This window comes from Vibrio sp. bablab_jr001 (genome assembly GCF_016464285.1).
GTDB classification, from domain to species: domain Bacteria; phylum Pseudomonadota; class Gammaproteobacteria; order Enterobacterales; family Vibrionaceae; genus Vibrio; species Vibrio fluvialis.
Genome location: NZ_JACDWZ010000032.1, coordinates 20,154 through 41,798 on the forward strand (window position 1 = coordinate 20,154; position 21,645 = coordinate 41,798).

Below are 21,645 nucleotides of genomic sequence, written 5' to 3' on the forward strand. Positions count from 1 at the left end.
ATCTGCGACAACTCAGAAATGCAAATGCCTACATCAGCTAAGATTTGAAAAGCAAAATTTATACCTAACTGGTAAATCATGATGAAAAAAAATATTTCCTCTTTAATTTCAATGCTTTTTTTAAGCCTTTGGATTCCTACGGCTCAAGCCGCCTGGTATGAAGTGATCGGGACTGCCACCATTGTGTCGTCGGAAGATTCAGCGCGGCTCCACGCATTGGAAGACGCCATTTATAAGGCGGTAAATTTTGCCGGGGCAGATATTGGCAGTATCAGTAACCTGATGCCACTGCTGGAAACTGACCGTCAGGAGTACTTGTTTACCAACCATGAAGTACGTTACATCCTGATCGAAGATCGTAAAGTCAGAGGCAATGTTATGCAGGTTCGGGCCCGAATTGATCTCTATCCATCGGCAACAGCTTGCCACGTCGATCAATATAAAAAGACCTTTTTGGTCGGTAATATCGATGTCGCCTCTCCACAACAAGCGGTAATGGGCCAAATTTATGACATCGGTGATGATTTTGCGCACGTGGTTGACCGACAGATCGCTCAGGAGTCACACAGTTTTGTTTCCGTTGGTACCACCAATTACGATATCGATGCACGTAACCCGGAACGGATCAAAATGATCGCACAGGATTCCGGCGCACAGTACATCATCGGCGGCGTGATCACCGACTTAACCGCAACTGTCGATCAAAAACTGCTGCAAGACGATGTGATCAACCGTCAGTTTGCGCTGGAGATGCGTGTTTACGACGGAAAAACCGGCAATGAAGTGTTCAAACACAATTACCGTGAAGTGGCGAGCTGGCCCTTCGCCAAAACCAGCCAGGTGGATACGCGCAGCGCGCGCTTCTGGGCATCGACTTACGGCCAGATGTTGCTGCGCGTCAGCCGTAACGTCATGCTCGATTTAGAGTCTGAAATTTCCTGCAAGATCACTTTGCCGGAGGTAGTGGCAAAATTTGGCAACACCATCACGATGGACCTTGGCCGCATTCACGGTGTCAAGACAGGTGACAAGCTACAGTTGTGGCATACCGGAGCCTTTATTGATCAACGTGGCTTACCGCGCAACAAAGTCACCCAGAGTGATATTACGCTCACCGTAACGCGCGTGTACGAGAACGATGCTGAACTGACCATCGACCAACCTGAACTGGCTTCCAGTATCCAAATTGGCGATGTAATGCACAAACAGCTCTAGTCATGGCGGCAAGATATTAACTTATTCAAATAATTGAGTAAGATAACCCTCTCAGCTCCCGTGGCACAGCTGGATAGCGCGGCCCCCTCCTAAGGGGCAGGTCTCAGGTTCGAATCCTGTCGGGAGCGCCAAATATAAAGCCCTGATGAATCTGCGTTCATCAGGGCTTTTTTATTCGCTGTTTCAAAGTTACAAGCGAAACTTAAACTGCCCCAGCAGGTGTAAGGCTGTGTTGGGCACCGTCGCTTTGCCATAGTCCAAATCAATCTCGGCGTAAGAATAGGTAACCTTGCCTTCAAGAGAAAACAGCACCGAATCGCTCACGACAAATTCGCGCTCCAAGGCCAGTTGCGTAGTCACGCCGCCTAACTGATAGCCGCCGTGGCTGCGTTGATTATCAACCGTGACATCGGGATGCGGAATAACCACGCCAAACCCCGCGCGAACATTCCATCCTTGGGTATAAACGGCGGCATAATTGAGATACAACAGGTTATAGCCATCGGTGATTTCGAAATTTTGTACCCGGTCATCAAGGTCGGAAGCGTTGGCGTACAACTTGTGATGAATGAATTCGACTTCCCAAGCAGTATCGTCTTTCCAATATCCCGTACGAAGGTTGTAATAAGGAGGGCTGTTAAACGGTTTGGTATTAAGGCTAACGGAGTTCGACTCAATACGCTCCCCGTTGTCCATTTTAATGGTAATGGATTCCTGCAAGTTCAGCGCTCCACCCAATCCGAATGAGGCTTCCCATCCTTCTTTGGCTGAGACGCTAAACGAGCAACATAAGGCAGTAACGAACAGTGTGGCTTTATGCATAGTTTCTCCTACAACAAGCCACACTTTGGTTTAACTGCTCATTTCGTGCGGCATGAATCCAGAATACTCATCGTTTCGTCTTTGGCAGAGGTCGTCACGTTCGCGAAGTCCAACAAGGTGTGGAACAGATTGTCGTGCGACAGAACATCCTGCGATTTGTCTTTCACACAGGTCTTATCAATTCCATAAGTCTGAGCAAAACCCTCATCCAACCATAGCATCCAGGGCACACTCGTTTGCTCTTTCGGAGCCAAAGCGTAAGGTGTACCGTGCAAGTATAAACCATTCTCTCCCAAGGATTCACCGTGGTCTGAGATATACATCAACGCAACGTTGTATTTATCACGATATTGCTGCAGCTTCTCGATCAGTTTGCTCACCACAAAATCGGTATACGCGATGGTGTTATCGTACACATTGGTGATCTCTTCGTCCGTACAGTTTTCGATATCAGCGCGATTGCAGGACGGTTTGAATAGCTCATGCTGCTTCGGATAACGCTTCCAATACGTTGGACCATGACTGCCTATAATGTGCAGCACATACAGTTGATCATTGCCGTTTGCACTGCCAATTTCACTGTCCAGACCGTACAGCAGAGCCTCGTCATAACACACGTCAGAATCGCAGAATTGCGGGTAATCAGCTGGCTGAATCATCGTCTTCGGTAGATTTTTTGCTACCGCTTTGTCACCGCCGTCGTTGTCTTTCCACAGAACAGACACTCCAGCACGTTGAATAATGTCCAGCACGTTATCCTGGGAATTTGCTACGGACTTATTGTAATGCTCACGATTCATGTTTGAGAACATACAAGGCAGAGAGTGGGCCGTTGCTGTTCCGCATGAAGAAACCTCACCAAACGAAATCAGATTGTATTTTTCAGTGTAAGGCGTGGTGTTTCTGCTATAGCCATTGACACCCAAATTCATCGATCGCGCTGTCTCTCCCAACACCAGAATGGTCAATTCGGGTTTACCGTTAGCACTGACTAACTTTTGCGCATCCATCCCAATCTGCTTGTATTCCAGCGGCGTGGAAAGGTAGGTTTTATCGAGATATTTGACGGTGTAGTAAATGTGGGAAGGCACGATCAGTTTGTTCAGATAGGCGTTGTTGCGTCCGACTGACGCATAGTCTTTATATGCTGCAACAAAGACGATAGCGATGACCGCTAAAGCCCCCAACACCAGAGCGAACCTTTGTAATACGCGCACTTTGAACGAATGTTTCTTTTCGAACTCCACCATCCACAGAAGCAGCGTTGGCAACGCACCGAGCACGACAAAATAAATCACCGCCTTAAACGACAGGTAGGAACTGGCTTCTGCGGTATTGGTTTCGAAGATGTTTTCAATCATCGAGTAGTCGAAGATCACACCATAGTTAAGCGTGGCGTAACTGGCCAGCGCGGAGGTGATGATCAATACGGTGAAGATAAGCTTGGTCAGATAAGGGATCGTAAAGAGTGAAAATACCACCACAAATGCTGCGGATAACAACACAGGAGCACTATAGGCAAATAAGCCGGAGCTGGTTTGCGCGGCTAAGGTGATAATTTTTGAGCTCACCGCATAATTGAGCACAAAACCGAAGTAACAGGCGATGATTAATACAAACCAAGAACTGCTGATGAGAAGCTTTGGTGTTTTTAGGACGCGGGAATTGTTCATAACAGAATAATGCCCCACACAACAGCAGCATTCGCGAGAGCAACAAACACAGCGGCAGAACCAATATCTTTTGCTCGACCACTCAACTCGTGATACTCCGTTCCAACACGGTCGACGATCGCTTCAACCGCTGAATTTAATAATTCGGTAATTAATATGATAAATAATGAACCAATCAATAGGACTTTTTCTATATTGGTCACATCTAAAAGTAGACTTACGGGAGTAAGAATAAGCAGCAATGCCAATTCTTGACGAACAGCCGCTTCATGTTTCAGCGCCGCTTGAAATCCTTGGAAGGAGTACTTCGTTGCTTTAATGATACGACGAAGCCCTTTGTCACCAGGCTTACCTGATTTAATCATGTCCATGAGTTACAACCTAAAAATTTAATGATGCATAGAGGCCGACGCCATCGTCGCTAAACGTCGGTACGACGACAAAATTGGTCACTGACATTCTCATGCCAGTAATGGCATATTGAATTCCGGTAGCCAGAGCCGCACCAGCGATGACATCTCTCCAATAATGGTATTCACTTTCTACCCGCGAATATCCCACCACCCCAGTCGCGATATACGCAGGGAGTCCATATTGCCAACCGTAACGAAATTGCAGGTAAGCCGCCCCTTGCGCTGCGCTGGATGTATGGCCGGACGGGAAACTATGGTCACCACCATTAGGTCTTTCTTCATTGATGGTAAACTTGAGTAAATGCGTTGCCGCAGAGGTCCAGATTGCGCCTTCAACCAATTGCCCCAACCCGTTAAAATCACCATAACCTATCGAGATAACACCAGCGACAGCAGGAACCGCAACTTGCAGAATATCGCCGGTTTTTTCCAACTGCTCGGAAGCGACAGCAGAAGACACGTGAGCCATATTTCCAATGACCAGTGATAGAAGTACTTTTTTTAAAAAAGGCGAAGATTTAAGCGGAACAACACTATTTTCAAGGCGCAAGAAAGCGACCAAATTATTAATTCGGTTTCCGTACACGTTTATTATTTCCATTTGTTTACGACTGACTAATTTGTATTCACATCTAGTGTGATTATTATTTTAGAGTAAAAAACTAAACGGCCGGATACTAATTTTTTGCCATATAGAAATCAAGGAACTTCTGACACCTTCCTGACATTAACTTTAATTCAACCCCATGAATTTATTTTAATACTCAGAAAGTATTTAATTTAATATTAAGTATTTTAGAAACAATTATGTGGCATAAAACACAAATAATATGTAATACATTGCACAAGGAAAATTAAAAGCCCGTAAACCCAACGTTAATTATATTATTCACTTGGACAGTATATTAACTTTGAAATAGCAGGATTTATAAATAAACCTCTCAACTAAAATATAAAACTGAGTGAACATCACTGTTATCACGCTATTCAAATAGTTGCGTAATATGAGTCATTCTTTCGCATAAACCTGACATGCCGCTGATGTTCCCAAGTCAGATTCCTCTACTCTGTGGCTACTATTCTTTCTGTTTTCTTCTACTATTACTATTAACAAATCTATCCATAGCAAACGTATGACAAAGAGTAACCTGGAAACCAACACTGGTCACCGCTTTATCTCGAAAGCCAAAACGGCCTATAAGATTCATATTCATACTCCCGATGACAAAGTGCTGCACCGGTCGGTCGGCTACATCCGTATCGGTGAACGCAAAGGATTGAAGAAAGCGATTAAGCTGCGTAACGAATTGGGACGTGAAATGTGGGGACGCCATTGGCGACGCATTCTTAAAGATCCGTTTTTGATGACCCGTCTGCCGCACAGTTTAGAGCCCAAGATCATCTATAAGCCGCGCCCAACGCTTGATAATCCGGACTGTCGTGATGCCTGCTACATTGCTGCCTGGCGCAACTACGACGACAAGGGGCATTGCACGTTCAAAAGTGTCGTCTGCTCCATCAACAAACACGGTAAACTGGCCGCCTACACGAAAACCAAAAAAGCGTTGCTGGACGCGCATAAAGATTGCCTGGATATTCTGGTTTACATGGGCAGGCTCAATAGTATCGATCTCAAATAGCCCCACGTTCTACAGAATCAAGAGACAAAAAAAGCCCACCATAATGGTAGGCTTTTTGATGGTGAAAGATTACTCTTCGACTTGGTATTCAAACGCAGGAATGACAATTTCCACGCGGCGGTTTTGTTCACGACCCGCGGCGGTAGCGTTTGACGCAATCGGATTGCTTTCCCCTTCGCCTTTGGCCGAGATACGTGCAGCATCAACGCCTTTTTCTTGCAGCGCGTCAGACACAGCCTGAGCACGCTTCTCTGACAGCTTCTGGTTGTAAGCTTCTGAGCCCGATGAATCGGTATGGCCTGTGATTTCAACGTTCGCCTGCGGATGAGCGTTCAGGAAGGTGACCAGATCGTTCAACTGCTCTTTGCCTTCTTCACTCAGCTTAGCGCTGTTGTGAGCAAAGCTCTTGCTGTCCAGTTTTTGGAACTCAACCGTTTTGGTCACCATTTTAGGCTCGGCCGCCATAGGCTCTTGCACTGGCTCTGATTGCGCAACGGGTTGCTCCTCAGCCATCATTGGCGCGGGTTGGTTATCGTTGCCACCAAAGCGGTATACCAGCCCCAGTGTTGTCGTGTGTGCTTTCGCACGTACGATGTCATTGTTCATATCACTCAGGTATTGGTACTCAACCCGAACACCCAGGTTGTTGGTCGCTGCGTATTCGACACCTGCGGCACCTAAATATGAATTGTCGTAAACATCGCCGTAACGAACGCGAGCTGCACCGACTTTACCGTACAGGTCCCATTTCTCCGTCAGAGCGTAGCTCAGTTTCGGCGCCAGCGTGTACGCTTGAATGGTGTCGTGATTCAGACCAGCACCATTAAATTTACCCAGGTAATCGTACCCACCTTCCACAGCCAGCCAGTCGTTGAAGTTATAGCCCAATAATGCGCCCGCGGTTGTCCCGTCCAGATCGCATGAATCGGTGTTGTTACATGCATCATCTAACCATGTTTTACCCACTTTACCGCCAAGATAGACGTCAGCCATCGCGGCCGAAGAGGCAACAAGCAGAGATGCGGATACCATTGCTGCTAACTTTTTCATAAAAACTTCCTTCCGATCATTATTGTGATTGTATGGTGTGTGACCAACGCTACCCCTTGCAGAGTAAGGCTTACGTCTGCCCGCTATTTTGCAGGCCACCAGCAATAACTATAATGAATAAGACAGAAAGCGACACAGGCTGACTGTTAATCTTTTGTCACGTAACTGCGAATTTTTATAAATAAACCGGTTACAACCAATTGATAACACTAAAATTTGAACAAAAAAAAAGCCGCAGCGTGAATACTGCGGCTTTTTTCGTCACTTTGGGAATTATTGAGCGTTTGCTTCACGCTCTTCAATAAACGCCAGTGCCATCTTGATTCGAGCGACAACACGCTCCTGACCAATCAGGTTCATCACGGCATCAACTGATGGAGACTGACCGCCACCTGTTACTGCTACACGCAGCGGCATGCCGATTTTACCCATACCGATTTCCAGCTCAGCACACACATCCGCAATCACCTGGTGCAGCACTTCGGTATTCCACTCTGTCAGCGCTTCGATTTTGCTTAGTGCCAAAGCCAATGGCTCTTTTGCAACGCCGCGCAGGTGTTTCTTCGCCGCATCCGCATCGAACTCAGAGAAATCTTCGTAGAAGTAACGTGACTGCTGTGCCAGCTCAACCAGCGTATGGCAGCGCTCACCCACCAGCTTAACGATTTCAGCCAGAGCAGGACCGTTCGCTTGGTTGATGCCCTGATGGTCAAAATGCCATTCCAGGTGTTTAGCGACGTATTCAGGCTCTGAAGTCTTGATGTAGTGGTTGTTCAGCCACAACAGTTTGTCGGTGTTGAATGCCGACGCAGATTTTGAAATCGCGTTCAGGCTGAACAGCTCAATCATCTCTTCACGCGAGAAGATCTCCTGATCGCCGTGACCCCAACCCAGACGTACCAAGTAGTTGATCAGAGCTTCTGGCAGGTAACCTTCGTCGCGGTATTGCATAACTGATACAGCGCCGTGACGCTTAGACAGTTTCGCGCCGTCATCGCCCAGAATCATGGCACAGTGTGCAAATGTCGGGATAGTGGCACCCATCGCTTTGTAGATGTTGATTTGGCGAGGTGTGTTGTTGATGTGGTCTTCACCACGAATGACGTGCGTGATACCCATATCCACATCGTCAACCACAACACAGAAGTTGTAAGTTGGTGAACCGTCGGTACGACGAATGATCAAATCATCCATTTGGTCGTTGCGGATCTCGATGCGGCCACGAATTTGGTCATCAAAAACCACGCTGCCTTCTTTCGGGTTGCGGAAACGGATACAGCAAGGATCACCCTCTTTTGCCGCTTCATTGACCGCTTTAATTTTCGGATGGTTCGCATCGTAGCGAGGCATCTCTTTGTTCGCTTCCTGCTCAGCACGGATTTCGTCCAGCAGGTCTTTTGGCGCGTAACATTTGTAGGCTTTGTCTTCAGCCAGCAGTTGCTCAACCACTTCGTTGTAACGATCAAAACGTTTTGTTTGGTAGTAAGGACCTTCATCCCAGTCCAGACCCAGCCAAGTCATCCCTTCCAGGATGGCGTCCACTGCTGCCTGAGTCGAACGCTCTAGGTCAGTGTCTTCAATACGCAGTACAAATTCACCGCCTTGGCTTTTCGCGTAGAGCCAAGAATAAAGTGCGGTACGAGCACCACCTACGTGAAGATAGCCAGTCGGGCTAGGAGCAAAACGAGTTTTAACCGTCATTATGATTTACCTTTATCAGAAACGTCTGCCGAGAGTTCAGCACGAGCGAAATTTTGGGCAGTATTCTAGCACCCACATCTCCCATATCACAACGTTGATTCAACATATTAGCACCACCTTTTCCCGCTACTGACAGCAAGAAATTCTGCAATCGCTGCCCAAGGCTTGACCTTGCCGCAAGGGTAAGGTTTATCCTTTCTGACATAACGTCTTGGAGGGAAGAAACATGAGCCACTTTGCTTTACCTTTGTCCGGTTTAAATTGTATGGGCTGCGCGCGCAAACTGGAGCGACAACTCAACGCCGACTTTACGGTTCAGATTCAAGACCTGTCCCCCACTTTTATCGAATTTGACGTAGATGCGCCACTCGATAGCGTGCTCGATAGTGTTGAATCATTGGGTTATGAAGCGGGTGAGTTACTGCACTTTGATTTGCAGGGGCTCAGCTGTGGCGGCTGTGTCAGCAAGCTGACCAAACAGCTCGAGCAGTCGGATCAGATTGCGCGTTTGACGGTCAGTAAGACGGCGCTTTCTCTGCGCACATCATTAAGTGCCGAAACCATCATCGCACTGGTGGCCGAAGTCGGTTATCAGGCGACGCTGCAGAACGAAGGCACAACAACGAACGAAGCCTCAGAACCAAAAACCTCGCTAGCGGGAATGACTGAGTCAATCACACCCGTTGCGGCCGTTGAAGCCAAAGCACCAGCAATAAATGACACTCAAGTTAGTACACACTTACTGATCAAAGGCATGACCTGCGCCAGTTGCGTTTCTTCGGTCGAAAAGGCGCTCAGCTCAGTAGCAGGAGTGAGCAAAGCGCAAGTCAATCTGGCTGAGCAAAGTGCACTGGTCATCGCCGACCATGAAGTCAGCGCCGAGCTGGTCAACGCCGTCAAACAAGCGGGTTATCAGGCCGAACCGGTCGATGACCCGGCCGAGCAGCAACAAAAACAACAAGCGCAGCTCGAACAGGTACAAAAAGAGCACAAACGCAGCGCTATTCTCGGCCTGATCATTGGTGTGCCATTAATGGCCTGGGGCGTATTCGGCGGCAACATGATGATTCGAGCCACCAGCGATCAGCTCGCCTGGGGCGCCATCGGGGTCTTGTGTCTGGTTCTGCTCGCCACCGCAGGACGCAGCTTCTTTGCCAACGCTTGGCAAGCACTCACTCACGGCCGCGCGACTATGGATACTCTGGTCGCCCTTGGTACAGGTGCCGCATGGTTCTATTCGATGTTGGTGGTGCTGTTTCCCGCCTGGTTCCCGGATGCGGCTCGCCATGTCTATTTTGAAGCCACGGCGATGATCATCGGTTTGATCTCACTTGGCCACTACATTGAAGCCAAAGCCAAAGCGCGAACTACGCAATCGCTGCAGGCGTTGATCAACCTGCAACCTCAACACGCCACACAAGTGACTGAAAGCGGAGACCGCATCATCGCGGTAGAACAAATCACGCTTGGTATGACGTTGCGAGTCAAACCCGGAGAGAAATCGCCGGTCGATGGCAAAGTGTTGCAAGGGGAATCTTACGTCGATGAATCCATGCTGACCGGTGAACCGATTCCGGTACACAAAGCGGCTGGCGATTCAGTGGCTGCGGGAACAATCAACCAAGACGGCAGCCTGCTGATTGAAGCGACTGGCATCGGCTCACAAACCATGTTGGCGCGCATTATTCAGATGGTGCGTCAGGCGCAGAGCAGCAAACCGGCGATTGCCAAAATGGCCGACCAAATCTCCGCGGTCTTCGTACCAACGGTGGTCGCAATTGCCGTCATTGCCGCAGCTGTGTGGTTCTGGGTTGGGCCTGATCCGAAAGCAAGTTACATGCTGGTCATTGCCACCACGGTACTGATTATCGCCTGCCCTTGTGCTCTGGGTTTGGCGACCCCACTTTCGGTCACCGTCGGGGTGGGTAAAGCCGCAGAAATGGGCATTCTGATCCGTGATGCCAACGTGTTGCAAACCGCCAGTCAGATTGACACCGTTGTGTTTGATAAAACCGGTACGCTGACTGAAGGCAAACCCGTCGTGCAGCAAGTGGTCACCTATGGCATTGACGAAGCGGAACTGCTGAGCCTGACCGTGGCGCTGGAGCGACACTCGGAACACCCCCTGGCCAAAGCCATCATTCAGCACGCCAGCGAATTGTCGATTGCGCCTGTTGCGATTACCCAGTTCGAAAATCTGCGCGGCAAAGGCCTGCAAGCGCAATATATGGATCATTCAATTCAGATTGGTTCACTGGATCACTTCACGCACCTTGGCGTCAATCTGCAAGGGGCCGAAACCGACATGCAGCGTTTTGCTGAGCAAGCATGGACACCAGTTGCTGTTGCCCGCGATGGTCGCCTGATTGGTTTTATTGGTATTGCCGATCCCGTGAAAGAGAGCGCGATTAAAGCCGTGCACGCGCTGAATGAGTCGGGGATTCGCACTGTGATGCTGACTGGCGACCACCTGAGTGTGGCCGAGGCGATAGCCAAACAGTTGGGCATCCAACAGGTCATCGCACAAGTGCTACCGGATGAAAAAGCGCAGCATATCGAAACCTTACAGAGCCAGGGACGACGCGTGGCAATGATTGGTGATGGCATCAACGATGCGCCTGCACTGGCTCAGGCGGATATCGGTATCGCCATGGGCAGCGGCAGTGACGTTGCGATCGAAAGCGCGCAGATGACGCTGCTCAACTCCTCACCGCTGTCTGTGGTGAGTGCGATAGAGCTGTCCAAAGCCACCGTGAAAAACATGAAACAGAATCTGTTGGGTGCCTTTATCTACAACACGTTAGGCATTCCGATTGCTGCAGGCGTGCTCTACCCGGCGTTTGGATTTTTGCTCAGCCCGGTCGTTGCCGGTGCAGCAATGGCGCTGTCTTCCATTACGGTCGTCAGCAATGCCAACCGACTGCGTTTGGTGAAAACCCGTTTTCACTCCTAATGTTGTCGTATTGCTCTGGTCCATCTGCACATGCATTGGGCCGGGGCCCACTCAAACAATCCGCTTATTTAAGAGGCTTATTATGAAAACATCATCTCTCGGCATTGCGCTGCTAGCGGTTCTTTCCAGTCAGGCATTTGCCACTGATGTGATTAACCACAAATCTCCTTACTGCGGTTGCTGCGGAGAATGGGGCAAGCATATGGAAGAACAAGGATTTACGGTTAAAGAAGTGCTGCATAAAGACATGAATGGCATTAAACAAAAGCTGGGGATCACGCCTGAACTGGCTTCCTGCCACACTGCCGAAATCGACGGTTATGTGTTCGAAGGCCACATTCCTGCCGAAGACATTAAAGCGTTTCTCGCCAACCCGCCGAAAAATGCCGTTGGCTTAGCCGTACCGGGGATGCCAATGGGTTCGCCGGGCATGGAATACGGCGACCAGAAAGATGCTTACGTGGTTTATGCCTTTAACGAAAAAGGCCAAGTGTTCAAATACCGCCAATATCAGGGCAAGATGTAAACACCGCCGTTGAGCAAAATAAAAGGCCTCCCATTCGGGAGGCCTTTGTCGTTTCAATTAGCGCCTTAATTTAGCGTCGTTATACGGCTGGCTCGTTCACCGCTTGCCGAAAGCGAACGAATCCAGACTTTACCAGCCACCGCAGGGGCTTTCGCGGCGTCATAGTTCAACCACGTTTCACCATCCAGCGAGTACTGCAGAGTCACCCCCGGGAATTGAACGTTCATGGCCAAATGTCCGTTCTCGATTGTTGCCCCGGGAACAGGGAGGCGGTAATCAATGCCCGATTTCTCCAGTTTCGCCAGTTCACGCTGGCCAAGGATGTTAGCGAATCGGTTCCAGTCTGCATTCAGCGCATTGCGATTCACCTGTTTCGTGTCTTGTGAGTATTCCACACCCACTTTGTAGTCGTTCTCCCATGAGGCTCGGTGCCATGCACGCTCTGCTGCTGCCAGCACGCGTGGGAAGACCATGTATTCATACTGCTCGTCGCTGCGCACGATTTCCGACCACAACTGAGCAGACAGGCCATAGAAAGGTTTACCGCTGAATTCCCCTTTGCCACTGAAGCCGTTACCATCGCGATCCACTGACGTTTCAGCATTTTGCGGCAAGTTTTCCGGTGCAAAACCAAACAGCTTGCGGGTATCGGTCGCACGGGTTGCCCAGTAGTAGCCGCTTTCTTTCGGGTCAACTTCGTACGGCATGTCCATGTAGACATAGTCCGGGTTGGAAACAATCACGTCGTAGCCTTTCTGCGCGTATTCGTACGCAGAAGACGTGCCGCCCCAGTACAGTACATCCCAGAAGTTAACGCGGGTTGATTCGGTCGCAAACGAGTTGGCACCGTCACTGTGTTTCAGGCCATCTTGCCATGCCTGGAAATGAGGAATACCGTGTTTCACCACTTGCTTCGATACCTGCTCAGCAAAGTGGCTTGGCAGATGCTCAAAGTCACTCACTGCGCCGCTGGCGATCAATGCCTGACACCGCGGAGACTTGGCAAACGGTTTATCCTGTTGCGACAGGTCAATATTCCCTTTCCAGCTCACTTTGTCGGTCGCATTGATATCCTGGAATCCGGCGCCTAATTTGATGTTCTTCGCTTCATCACCGCCAAAATGCCAGGTCGTCAGCGGCATCCCCGCTTCCTGATGCATTGCGGCCACTTCGGCGATCACTTTGTCGACAAAGCGCTCAGAGGAATCAAGACAAGGGTTAATAAAGCTCTGGCGATTGTAGAACTGCACCGTTGTCACGTTAGATGTATCGTTTGGATCCATCAGACGGTATTGATTTGCAGCCGCCTCATCGCCTTCTTTCATCAGGCGCTGGTAGCGGGCTTCCATTGAGACCACCGCTGCACGCGCATGTGCCGGCATATCAATTTCCGGAATCACTTCGATGTGACGTGCTTTCGCGTATTTCAGGATCTCAACGTAATCGGCCTTGCTGAAGTACCCGGAACCAAAGTTAGAACTATCCGGACCAGAGCCCAGCTGTGGAAGTACACACTCAGTCTCACTCAAATCAAAGCAGCGCTGTGAGCCGATATCGGTCAATTCTGGCAGACCCGGAATTTCGATACGCCAGCCTTCATCATCCGTCAGGTGCAGGTGAAGTTTATTCATTTTGTACGCGGCCATCTGATCCAGTGTTGCGAGAATCGCCTGTTTGGAATGGAAGTTACGCGCCACATCGACCATCACGCCGCGGTAAGCAAAGCGCGGTGCATCTTTCACGCTCACCAGCGGTAGCTGCTCAGCCTGATTGCTATCCACCAGCCCTAACACTGACTGCATGGCATAAAACACACCCGCCTCGTCAAAGGCACGAATGATGATTGCTTTTGGCGTCACTTGCAGAGTGTAAGCGCCGGATTTGGCCATCTCGCCTTTAAATGAAGCAGGATCAACACGCACATCCGTGGCAAGTTTACCGGTCAGGTTCACCCCTAGCAGATTCGCTCGCTCCGTCAGCGCTGCATTTTGCGCCGAGTCCAACACCTGGTTGTTCCATGCGATACCGTCGGCAATCGACACGGAACCGGATTGCGCCGTGATGTGCGACGGAGTCGGGATCAACGCGGCGGAAACGTCTTGCAGTACCACGTCCTGGTTTTTGGCAAATCGGGTCGCGGCAGTGGCGAAGATATTGTTGTCGCCAGGCGTACGCTTCAGGTTATCCCCTTCCAGACCGCTGACGAACTGAGACACTTGCTCGGTATCCAACGAGACAATACGTTTTGGCTCGGCATCGGGTGCGGTGACGAAAGCCCCCGGCAGGAAATCAGTTTCAAACAGTTGCCAGTATTCGCCCGTCAAAGGCAACACCACGGTTTCGCCCGCGGCAAAGCCATCAAACTTCTCGGTTGGTTCCAGCTTGTGCAGATCACCCGTGACACGAGTAATTTTGAACTGGTCGTTGTCGACATTCAGGATCAGTCGAATACTGTGGAAATAGATCGCCCAATCTTTGGAATTGACCGCCTCCCCCTGATTCACCAGAGTCATATTCACCTGATTACAAGAAGCCCATTCAGCACCCAGATCCTGACACGCCAAACCATCGTCCGCACCATGATTAGTGACAACGGTGTAGTGAACATCCAGATTATCCGCCAACGAATTCACCACAGATTGAGACGACGAATTCATCGCCGAACAGCCTGCCAGTGTTGCGACTACCGCAACCGCAATCATACTTTTCTTCAACATGATAACTTACCCTACTCACTTGATGAGAAACGCACAACCGATAAGAAACCAACCCGGGTGCTTCCTTTCATCTCTCAATACGACATCGGCCAACGGCCATACCTAACAAACAGCGTCACCATATCGTGAGTTATTTTTTAGCGTAAAATTATTCATCAAAGGCAGTGATCCCGTTCAAGTTTTAGATTTATAGATAAAAATAAAAATCCAAATATCAATAACTTAATCATTACGTCAAAATCGACAGTTCTAATTTAACGAGAATATTGGAAGAAAAATCACGCACTTTGAGCTGCATTTCACCCTGCGGGGTGAGTTGCATCACATTCTCTTTACCGCCAGAAAGGGGGTGGATGCCATGACAAAAAGGAATCTGTGAAGTGTGTCGAACGATTTTATTCGTCAAATTCGTCTAAAGTTCTTTAAAGTAACGTTTTTAGCGTCGTATTTTCGCAACGAAAAGGAATTGAAATGCACCGAATCACTCGCGGGATTATTGGGCTCATCTGGTTATTTGCATCGGCATTGCATGCCGAACCGCTCTACTGGCAAGCAACAAACGGTTCATTGCAAATCACGTTGTTGGGCGCTATCCACGTGGGAGCGCCTTCTATGTACCCTTTACCTAAACCCATTTACAAAGCGCTCAATCAAGCTGATGGCCTGATCATTGAAGCCGATGTCAGAAAGGATCAGAACGTCGTTTATCCGCAGAATCAGCCCAGTAGCAAGCAAGTACTGACTAAAGAACAATTGTTTATGCTGGATAAAATCGCCAAACAACTGGAGTTAGAGCCACTCGGTTTGCGTCAGGCACCACCATGGCAATCAGCCCTGTCGATTCAGTTTCGCCAGCTTCAGCAGCTCGGCTTCAACCCTGGAGAAGGCGTCGATTTAACCCTGATGTACAAAGCGACCGCCAATAACATTGCCGTCATTCCGCTCGAAACGGTCCAGTTTCAAATTGATGCATTGACACGCCAGCCGGATGCGGGAAAAGAAATGTTGACTGAAATCATTGATGACTGGGAAAAAAGTGAAGCAATGACCCGCTGCATGATAGACAGTTGGGTTGCTGGCGATCAGCAGAATCTGGAAAATATGATGAAGCTGAACGAATACTCCAATGAGCTGGAGCAAACGTTGGTGACCAACCGCAATCGCGATTGGGTCAATAAGCTCACCTCCGGCCAGTTCCTACCCAATCCGAATGGCCGCTACCTGATGGTAGTCGGCGCTTTGCATCTGGTTGGCCACGACAATGTGCTCGAACTCCTGAGCCAAAGAGGCTTTACCGTTACCCGCCTCAATCAGGCAAAAAAAGCGGGCTGCCAGTTCTACTAACACCAAAGTAATATATAAACCTCCGCAGACATTGAGGTTTATATATAGAAAATAATAAATGCCAGAAACGAAAAAGCCCCAGCATTACTGCTGGAGTCTTGAATAGGGGCGGTGAAGAGGGATTCGATCGGACTGGCGCTCCACCCCACGACCAAAATCGCTGCCCCGCCAAACGGAAACGCCACAAACGAAAAAGCCCCAGCATCGCTGCTGAGGCCTTAAATATGGTCGGTGAAGAGGGATTCGATCGGACTAGTGCTCCAGCCCACGACCAAAATCGCTGCCCCGCCAAACGGAAACGCCACAAACGAAAAAGCCCCAGCATTGCTGCTGAGGCTTTAAATATGGTCGGTGAAGAGGAATTCGATCGGACTGGCGTTCCAGCCCACGACCAAAATCGCTGCCCCGCCAAACGGAAACGCCACAAACAAAAAAGCCCCAGCATTGCTGCTGAGGCTTTAAATATGGTCGGTGAAGAGGAATTCGATCGGACTGGCGCTCCAGCCCACGACCAAAATCGCTGCCCCGCCAAACGGAAACGCCACAAACGAAAAAGCCCCAGCATTGCTGCTGAGGCCTTAAATATGGTCGGTGAAGAGGGATTCGAACCCCCGACCCTCTGGTCCCAAACCAGATGCGCTACCAAACTGCGCTATTCACCGAGAACGCTGGGTATATTACGGATTCTGTTTCGTGACGCAAGTGCTTTCCATGAAATTTTTTCGAAACACTGCTCGTTCGCCTAAAACTCAATCAACCACGTAAAAAATGTGACTAAATACACACCAACGTAAACATTCTGGCAACCTATGCAACACAATTGATCCAGATCAGTGTCGTCATGCTGAGCAAATTTTACCTTAGCCCTGTCTTCGAACGCTTTGGAGGAAACATGGACTTTTGGCTGGATCTCCTATTTGGTAATGCTGTGGGGCTATCATCAATGATAGTAATCTTTGGCGCTTTGGGTCTTATGCTGTTTTACGGCGGTTTCTTCGTCTACAAAGTCATGAACGACAAATCTCCTCACTAGATCGCTTAGCACCTATTGAAAAATAGAGTGACGCTATGCACCGGAGTAGATTACTTGTCTACTCCGGTTTTTTATTGCCTGTAAATGATCATATTGTCCGTTCGGTAGGTATAATTCCGGCATTCCACCGCTATTTCGAGATGCCATTATGTCTCAGGATGATTTCGATCTGTTCCAGCAGATGATGGGCGATGTTAAACCCATCAAACACGATACCGCTGAACTCAAGAAAAGCTACAGCGTGAGTGAAGCTCAGTTAGCAAAACGACAAGCTGCCGTTAGCCTCTCTGACGGCGACCCGGATTACCTGTCTATCGATCACGCGCCGATGATAAAACCGGACGATTTGATTGAGTTCAAACGCGACGGCGTTCAGGACGGGGTATATCGTAAACTGCGTCTGGGCAAATACCCGATTCAAGCCCGATTGGATCTACACCGCAAAACGCTAAAAGAAGCCCGAGATGAAGTGGTTTCCTTCCTCAAACAATGCATGACCATGGATATTCGGACTGTGATGATCGTACATGGCCGTGGCGAGAAATCGAATCCCCCCGCATTGATGAAGAGCTTTGTTGCCAACTGGCTGAGCCAGATTCAGGACGTACAATGCGCGCACAGTGCGCAGCGCTTTCATGGTGGCAGCGGCGCCGTGTACATTCTGCTGAAAAAAAGCGCGGATAAGAAAAATGAAAACCGCGAGCGCCACCAGAAACGACTTGGCTGAAGCGGGTTAACTGGTACAATGCGCGCTCTTTCGGCAGCAAACCTGCCTATTCATTAGCCATTCCGTTGTGAAACGTTAGGAGAACCTATGTCGCAATCAACCGAAAAACGTTTGAACAAATACATCAGTGAAACTGGATTTTGTTCTCGCCGCGAAGCAGACAAGCTGATCGAACAAGGTCGCGTGACCATTAACGGCCAGTTACCAGAGATGGGCACCAAAGTGACCGATAATGACGAGGTGTGCATCGACGATAAACCTGTGCGCAGCAAAGAAAAGCCAGTCTATATTGCACTGAATAAACCCACCGGTATTACCTGTACCACGGAACGTGACATTCCGGGCAACATCGTGGATTTCATCGGTCACCACAAACGTATTTTTCCCATTGGACGTCTGGATAAGCCGTCAGATGGCCTGATTTTTCTCACCAATGATGGCGACATCGTCAACAAGATCCTGCGCGCCGGCAATAACCACGAAAAAGAGTACGTGGTGCGTGTTGATAAACCCGTGACACCAGAGTTTATCAAACAGATGTCTTCCGGAGTCAACATTCTCGACACGGTGACTCTGCCATGTAAAGTGACGCAGGAAACCAAATTCTCATTTCGCATCGTACTGACTCAGGGTCTCAACCGTCAGATTCGTCGTATGTGTGAAGCACTGGGTTACGAAGTCTTCAAGCTGCGCCGTGTACGCATCATGAACATTTCACTCGATGGGATTCCAAACGGTAAGTGGCGCTATCTGACCGACGCAGAAGTCGCAGAAATTCTGGCAATGTGTGAAGATTCAAGCGGTACTGAAGAGGCATCACGCGTTGACAGCAAGGGCGCACGTATTCGCAAAGCGACGGATGCCAAGCTGTTTGACAGTCGTGAAGAGAACCAAACCTCAAAAGCACGTCGTAACCCGAAAACTTTCCGCGGCCACAATGCTGACGAATTTCGTCATGCGCCGAATTCCAAGAAAGGCAAAGGGCGCACTGATCGTTCCGAACACAGCCGCACTGAGCGAAAACCAAAGACATTTGTTTCTCATGCCGCGGGCAAACCGAACGGTAAACCTGCTGCCGATCGTAAAGGCGGCACACTGAGCCTGAAGAAATAAATCGTAGTTAAAGAAAAAGGGAGCATTACGCTCCCTTTTTACTTTCTGTCACTCAAGCTATTACTTGGTACCGAAGATTTTATCGCCGGCGTCGCCAAGACCAGGAACGATGTAACCTTTGTCGTTCAGCTTCTTATCGATCGCTGCCGTGTACAGTTCTACGTCCGGGTGCGCTTTTTCCAGCGCTTCGATACCTTCAGGGGCCGCCACCAGAACCAGTACTTTGATTTGGTTGCAGCCTTTTTCTTTCAGCAGGTCGATGGTCGCAATCATAGAACCACCCGTTGCCAGCATTGGGTCAACCACCAGCGCAATACGCTCTTCGATGTTGGATGCCAGCTTGTTGAAGTAAGGAACGGGTTCCAGCGTTTCTTCATCACGGTAGATACCCACCACACTGATACGAGCGCTTGGAATGTGTTCCAGTACGCCGTCCATCATGCCAAGGCCTGCACGCAGAATTGGCACAACTGTGACTTTTTTACCTTTGATTTGGTCAACTTCAACCGGGCCGTTCCAGCCTTCGATGGTCACTTTCTCAGTTTCAAAATCCGAAGTTGCTTCATAAGTTAGCAGGCTACCGACTTCGGTTGCTAACTCACGAAAACGTTTTGTGCTGATATCACCTTCTCGCATCAGGCCAATTTTATGTTTCACTAGAGGGTGTTTAACTTCAACAACTTTCATTTCCATCTCCGGCATAATTTAAACAAACCTTCGGATTATACACCTATTTCCCAGGCATGTTGACGTTTCTCCACCCTTTTTGCCTCACTTTGCCTGCATTTTGCCCGTTCAGTCGTTTGTAGCACGTCAATGTTATCGCCACTCATGCTCCAATCCGGCCAGAAGGCTCGTCTTTTCTGAGGGAAAACCCAGCAGGCTGTCAATAATATCTCCGCGAAAAGAGAACGAAAAAAACTGACGCAAACGTTTTCCTTTTTGATTTAAGCCCTGTAGAATAGCGCCGTTTTCATATCCAACTAGATCGAGGACTTTCCCCGTGAGCGGCAACAACACTTCTCTTAGCTACAAAGATGCAGGCGTAGATATCGATGCAGGCAATGCGCTTGTTGAACGAATTAAAGGTGCAGTAAAGCGTACTCGTCGCCCTGAAGTAATGGGTGGCATTGGTGGCTTTGGTGCATTGTGTGAACTCCCAACAAAATACAAACACCCTGTACTGGTATCAGGTACAGACGGTGTGGGCACTAAACTGCGTCTTGCTTTGGATATGAAAAAGCACGACACCATTGGTATCGATCTGGTAGCAATGTGTGTGAACGACCTAATCGTACAAGGTGCTGAGCCACTGTTCTTCCTGGACTACTACGCAACAGGCAAACTGGACGTCGACACTGCAGCTGACGTAGTATCTGGCATCGCAGACGGCTGTGTTCAGGCAGGTTGTGCACTGATTGGCGGCGAAACGGCTGAAATGCCTGGAATGTACGAAGGCGAAGATTACGACGTTGCTGGTTTCTGTGTCGGCGTAGTCGAAAAAGAAGACATCATCGATGGCAGCAAAGTAGCGGTTGGCGATGCACTGATCGCTGTCGGTTCAAGCGGCCCACACTCAAACGGTTACTCTCTGGTTCGTAAGATTCTGGAAGTATCGGGCGCAGATAAAAACGAAATGCTGGAAGGCAAAACTATCGGTGAACACCTTCTGCAACCAACCAAAATTTACATTCAATCTGGTTTAAAACTGATTGCTGAGCATGACATTCATGCAATTTCTCACATCACTGGCGGCGGCTTCTGGGAAAACATTCCTCGCGTTCTGCCACAAGGCACCAAAGCGGTGATCGACGGTAGCAGCTGGGAATGGCCGGTGATCTTCCAATGGCTGCAAGAGAAAGGCAACGTCAACACGCACGAAATGTACCGCACGTTCAACTGTGGCGTGGGTCTGGTGATTGCACTGCCAAAAGATCAAGCGCAAGCAGCGGTTGAACTTCTGCAACAGGAAGGCGAAAACGCGTGGGTGATCGGTGAAATCGCAGCAGCTCAGGAAAACGAAGAGCAAGTAGAGATCAAATAATCCATGAAGAGTATTGTTGTTTTAGTTTCGGGAAATGGTTCCAATTTACAAGCGATTATCGATGCTTGTGAAACAAGTATTCATGATGGCAAAGTAACGGCTGTTTTTTCAAACAAAGCAACTGCTTATGGCTTAGAGCGAGCTAAACAAGCAGGGGCGGCTCCGGTCTTTATTGATCCGAAAGCGTATGAGACCCGTGATGCTTTCGATTACGCGTTAATGCAGCAGATCGATGAATATCAGCCGGACCTGATCGTGCTGGCTGGTTACATGCGAATTCTGAGTAATGAATTCGTTCGCCATTACCTTGGCCGCATGATTAACATCCACCCATCACTCCTGCCTAAGTACCCAGGCTTGAACACTTACCAGCGTGCGATTCACGCTGGTGATGAAGAGCATGGTACCAGCGTCCATTTCGTGACTGAGCAGCTTGATGGTGGCCCGGTGATTCTTCAGGCTCGAGTGCCTATTTTTGATGAAGACACCGTCGATACGCTGACCAAACGCGTTCAATCTCAGGAGCACCGCATCTACCCGCTGGTTACACAGTGGTTTGTTGAAGGTCGTCTGGAAATGAAAGAAGGCAAAGCGTATTTGGATGGCCAGCCGCTCGGCATACATGGTTATGCAGACGAATAAGTCTCACTGAACACAAAAAAGGGTTGATATCA

At 49.1% G+C, this 21,645-nt stretch carries 18 protein-coding genes and 2 tRNA genes; 11 read left to right on the plus strand and 9 right to left on the minus strand.

Going from position 1 to position 21,645, the window contains the following annotated elements:
- Positions 1 to 81 precede the first annotated feature (81 nt).
- Positions 82 to 1,215, plus strand: coding sequence for a flagellar assembly protein FlgT (locus JIG40_RS02090; RefSeq protein WP_199464685.1), 1,134 nt, complete (start codon positions 82 to 84; stop codon positions 1,213 to 1,215).
- A 54-nt stretch (positions 1,216 to 1,269) separates the two neighbouring features.
- Positions 1,270 to 1,346 (plus strand) — tRNA-Arg (locus tag JIG40_RS02095).
- Positions 1,347 to 1,404: 58 nt separating this feature from the next.
- On the opposite strand, the gene JIG40_RS02100 is transcribed toward JIG40_RS02095, so the two are convergent.
- From JIG40_RS02100 to JIG40_RS02115, 4 genes are read right to left on the minus strand one after another with little or no spacing between them, the layout of a single operon-like run.
- Complete coding sequence (locus tag JIG40_RS02100) at positions 1,405 to 2,037, minus strand: hypothetical protein (RefSeq protein ID WP_024373306.1); 633 nt, start codon at positions 2,035 to 2,037, stop codon at positions 1,405 to 1,407.
- 38 nt (positions 2,038 to 2,075) lie between these two features.
- Positions 2,076 to 3,710 carry a phosphoethanolamine--lipid A transferase gene (locus JIG40_RS02105; RefSeq protein WP_199464686.1) on the minus strand — a complete coding sequence of 545 codons (1,635 nt, stop codon included), beginning with the start codon at positions 3,708 to 3,710 and terminating at the stop codon, positions 2,076 to 2,078.
- Positions 3,707 to 4,081, minus strand: coding sequence for a diacylglycerol kinase (locus JIG40_RS02110; protein WP_020331710.1), 375 nt, complete (start codon positions 4,079 to 4,081; stop codon positions 3,707 to 3,709). The genes JIG40_RS02105 and JIG40_RS02110 overlap by 4 nt, the downstream gene beginning before the upstream one ends.
- A gap of 10 nt (positions 4,082 to 4,091) precedes the next feature.
- On the minus strand, positions 4,092 to 4,709 hold the full coding sequence (locus tag JIG40_RS02115; RefSeq protein ID WP_229601596.1) for a phosphatase PAP2 family protein: 618 nt from the start codon (positions 4,707 to 4,709) through the stop codon (positions 4,092 to 4,094).
- A 547-nt stretch (positions 4,710 to 5,256) separates the two neighbouring features.
- Between JIG40_RS02115 and JIG40_RS02120 the strand changes: the two genes are divergently transcribed.
- On the plus strand, positions 5,257 to 5,763 hold the full coding sequence (locus tag JIG40_RS02120) for a hypothetical protein (protein ID WP_020331708.1): 507 nt from the start codon (positions 5,257 to 5,259) through the stop codon (positions 5,761 to 5,763).
- A gap of 69 nt (positions 5,764 to 5,832) precedes the next feature.
- Here JIG40_RS02120 and JIG40_RS02125 read toward each other — a convergent pair whose 3' ends face one another.
- Both JIG40_RS02125 and gltX read right to left on the minus strand, forming a co-directional pair.
- Complete coding sequence (locus JIG40_RS02125) at positions 5,833 to 6,813, minus strand: OmpA family protein (RefSeq protein WP_154184097.1); 981 nt, start codon at positions 6,811 to 6,813, stop codon at positions 5,833 to 5,835.
- A 273-nt stretch (positions 6,814 to 7,086) separates the two neighbouring features.
- Positions 7,087 to 8,514, minus strand: a complete 1,428-nt coding sequence (gene gltX, locus JIG40_RS02130) for a glutamate--tRNA ligase (protein ID WP_199464687.1) — start codon at positions 8,512 to 8,514, stop codon at positions 7,087 to 7,089.
- A gap of 226 nt (positions 8,515 to 8,740) precedes the next feature.
- On the opposite strand from gltX, the gene JIG40_RS02135 reads away from it, so the two are divergent.
- Entirely contained in the window at positions 8,741 to 11,467 is a 2,727-nt protein-coding gene (locus JIG40_RS02135; RefSeq protein ID WP_199464688.1) for a copper-translocating P-type ATPase, read from the plus strand.
- An 82-nt stretch (positions 11,468 to 11,549) separates the two neighbouring features.
- Positions 11,550 to 11,993, plus strand: coding sequence for a DUF411 domain-containing protein (locus tag JIG40_RS02140; RefSeq protein WP_020331704.1), 444 nt, complete (start codon positions 11,550 to 11,552; stop codon positions 11,991 to 11,993).
- Positions 11,994 to 12,058: 65 nt separating this feature from the next.
- Here JIG40_RS02140 and JIG40_RS02145 read toward each other — a convergent pair whose 3' ends face one another.
- The gene (locus JIG40_RS02145) at positions 12,059 to 14,710 is read right to left on the minus strand and encodes a beta-N-acetylhexosaminidase (protein ID WP_199464689.1); all 2,652 of its coding nucleotides are present in this window, start codon (positions 14,708 to 14,710) and stop codon (positions 12,059 to 12,061) included.
- A gap of 471 nt (positions 14,711 to 15,181) precedes the next feature.
- On the opposite strand from JIG40_RS02145, the gene JIG40_RS02150 reads away from it, so the two are divergent.
- A complete protein-coding gene (locus JIG40_RS02150; protein ID WP_225869424.1) occupies positions 15,182 to 16,054 on the plus strand; it encodes a TraB/GumN family protein in 873 nt (290 codons plus the stop codon).
- Positions 16,055 to 16,639: 585 nt separating this feature from the next.
- On the opposite strand, the gene JIG40_RS02155 is transcribed toward JIG40_RS02150, so the two are convergent.
- A tRNA-Pro gene (locus JIG40_RS02155) sits at positions 16,640 to 16,716 on the minus strand.
- A 230-nt stretch (positions 16,717 to 16,946) separates the two neighbouring features.
- Here JIG40_RS02155 and JIG40_RS02160 point away from each other — a divergent pair.
- The 3 genes from JIG40_RS02160 (at position 16,947) to rluF (ending at position 18,927) form a co-directional block, all read left to right on the plus strand.
- Positions 16,947 to 17,087, plus strand: coding sequence for a DUF3149 domain-containing protein (locus JIG40_RS02160; RefSeq protein ID WP_004724828.1), 141 nt, complete (start codon positions 16,947 to 16,949; stop codon positions 17,085 to 17,087).
- Between the two features lie 148 nt (positions 17,088 to 17,235).
- On the plus strand, positions 17,236 to 17,814 hold the full coding sequence (gene smrA / locus JIG40_RS02165) for a DNA endonuclease SmrA (RefSeq protein ID WP_047460169.1): 579 nt from the start codon (positions 17,236 to 17,238) through the stop codon (positions 17,812 to 17,814).
- An 87-nt stretch (positions 17,815 to 17,901) separates the two neighbouring features.
- Positions 17,902 to 18,927 carry a 23S rRNA pseudouridine(2604) synthase RluF gene (rluF, locus tag JIG40_RS02170; protein ID WP_047460166.1) on the plus strand — a complete coding sequence of 342 codons (1,026 nt, stop codon included), beginning with the start codon at positions 17,902 to 17,904 and terminating at the stop codon, positions 18,925 to 18,927.
- 60 nt (positions 18,928 to 18,987) lie between these two features.
- Here rluF and upp read toward each other — a convergent pair whose 3' ends face one another.
- The gene (gene upp, locus JIG40_RS02175) at positions 18,988 to 19,614 is read right to left on the minus strand and encodes a uracil phosphoribosyltransferase (protein WP_024373315.1); all 627 of its coding nucleotides are present in this window, start codon (positions 19,612 to 19,614) and stop codon (positions 18,988 to 18,990) included.
- A gap of 316 nt (positions 19,615 to 19,930) precedes the next feature.
- Here upp and purM point away from each other — a divergent pair, with 316 nt between their 5' ends.
- A complete protein-coding gene (gene purM / locus JIG40_RS02180; RefSeq protein WP_020331696.1) occupies positions 19,931 to 20,971 on the plus strand; it encodes a phosphoribosylformylglycinamidine cyclo-ligase in 1,041 nt (346 codons plus the stop codon).
- Between the two features lie 3 nt (positions 20,972 to 20,974).
- A complete protein-coding gene (gene purN / locus JIG40_RS02185) occupies positions 20,975 to 21,613 on the plus strand; it encodes a phosphoribosylglycinamide formyltransferase (protein ID WP_020331695.1) in 639 nt (212 codons plus the stop codon).
- The last annotated feature ends 32 nt before the right edge of the window (positions 21,614 to 21,645 follow it).